General features: G+C 45.1%; 1 protein-coding gene and 1 pseudogene. Both read right to left on the minus strand.

Annotation, left to right across the window (positions count from 1 at the left end; genetic code table 11):
• Positions 1-161 precede the first annotated feature (161 nt).
• Positions 162-755, minus strand: a complete 594-nt coding sequence (locus B9T16_RS28130; RefSeq protein WP_410246331.1) for a reverse transcriptase N-terminal domain-containing protein — start codon at positions 753-755, stop codon at positions 162-164.
• A gap of 1,013 nt (positions 756-1,768) precedes the next feature.
• A pseudogene (locus B9T16_RS28135) lies at positions 1,769-1,976 on the minus strand (transposase); the annotation flags it as partial.

Below are 1,976 nucleotides of genomic sequence, written 5' to 3' on the forward strand. Positions count from 1 at the left end.
CCTGATTTCTCAGTTCGTTTATGACCTTGAGTTCCCTGCCTTGCTTAGTTACCTAAGCGTCGGGACATATAATCAGTTATGAGGATGCTCAGGAGAGGTCTCCTTATATCCAGATTCGGAGCTGGAATCCTCACCGGATAGTTATTTCGGGCATTTCAGCCCTATTTCATACCCGAACGTCTCGCACCTGCATCCAGTATGTAATAACCTCCTTTGTTTATACTTTGAAAGATTCTGGATATTGCATCATGGGCTGACCGTCCGGGTCGGAACCCATAGCTGTTGCTTTCAAACCTCGATTCCCATTCAGGTTCGAGTGCCGACTTTACCAAGGCTTGCCTTGCTCTATCTTGGATAGTGGGTATTCCCAGAGGACATTTTTCATCCCTTCCGGGTTTTTGAATCCACACCCTACGCAGTGGTTTTGCTTTGAGATTTCCTTTGATACTCTTAGCTAGTTCCAGTCTTTGTCTTGGGGAGATTGCTCTCATTCCATCGACACCTGCTGTCTTTTTGCCTTGATTATCTTGAGTCACTCGCCGCACTGCTAAGAGTCGGGCATAATATGATTTCACCAGTAGACGTTGCCACCTTCTTGCTTTTGCGTCCTGTCCCGATTTAGCTGCTTGAAATATCCTCTTTTGGAGCTTGAAAACTTTACGTTGAACTTTCGCCCATGGTATAGCTTTCCATACACTCGTAGTCTTGATTGGCTTTGATTTCTCAAACCCTTTCTTTAAACTCGCTTTCGTCATAATGACTCCTACTAGACTCTATTCTTTACAATCAAACCGTGACTTGTCAGCATATCCCTGCCATTACAGCAGGGCGTTAGCTTATGGTCACATCTCATCCCCTAATAGGCTTGCGCTTACACTTTCACTACTGTTTATCTCGACCAGATAATCAGAGCCTAAGAGGGGTTAAAACGTTCCGTTTATATGGGCATTCCATCTTTAGACTTGTCCTATCCACCGGGGTACTTTAAAGGTCTGTGTAGGTGTTATATAAAGAACCCTACTTTTCCCCTTACCCTTTTGGGCGCAGCGTGTCAACCTATTTCGCTGCCTGCTAATGACGATGGTTCAAGTCGGAACATTCAGATTTCCTTAGTCATGGATGGTTGGCAGTGGTCGGATTATTGGGAATAGGTTTTCCCTCACGCCTTCCGTTCCCCGCTTCAATCTGACGGGTTGTGATTCCTAAAACTGGGGGTGGCTATCGCCGTTACTCTTTCCCACAATCGCCTAAGTGGTTTTAATACTCCTCCTTATGGTGTAATTGAGCATTACGATTTTCTTTGTGGGATTGACCTTGAGTTCCCTGCCTTGCTTTTCGCTTCGGGACATATAAACAGTTATGGGGATGGTCAGAAGCGAGGTTCTTATATTCAACCGATGGGCTGAAATCCCCACCAGGCGGTTATTTCGGGTATTACAACCCTATTTCATGCCTGAACGTCTCGCACTTTTAGGTGTAGCCTAGCTTTTTACAGTGTTATCGCTACTACTTTGGCTTACTTTTTTAGGTCCATCAAGATCCGCCATGTTTTAGTAGATCTTTTCTGAACCCAAGGTCTTGCAACCTGAGCGGATATCCTATTATGTTACCACAATCTGCTCACCTGATCACAGACAGCCAGACTGACATAAATCTATGTAAAGTTTTGTCAAAAACCTCTTGCTTTTTGGGGTAATTTGTTGTATAAGTGCGGAAGTTGACCGTATCCTAATTGCTGTAGTGGATGTTATAGCATTAGTCAAGGTGGTTAGGACGAAGCTGGGAGAACGGAATCCATGGCATCATCGAGAGAATCAAACTGCTCACGTGCAATGGCGAATGCGGGCTTTCAACCACGACCAACATTTCTCTMTCTTGTTGAGGTCTGGCGAATAAGGTGGTAGATAGAGCACACGGCATTTAGCCGCCTCCACTAGCTCCGGTATCCGACGCCCTTTATTAAACGTTGCATTGTC

The organism is Arthrospira sp. PCC 8006 (assembly GCF_046480465.1).
GTDB classification, from domain to species: Bacteria; Cyanobacteriota; Cyanobacteriia; order Cyanobacteriales; family Microcoleaceae; genus Limnospira; species Limnospira platensis.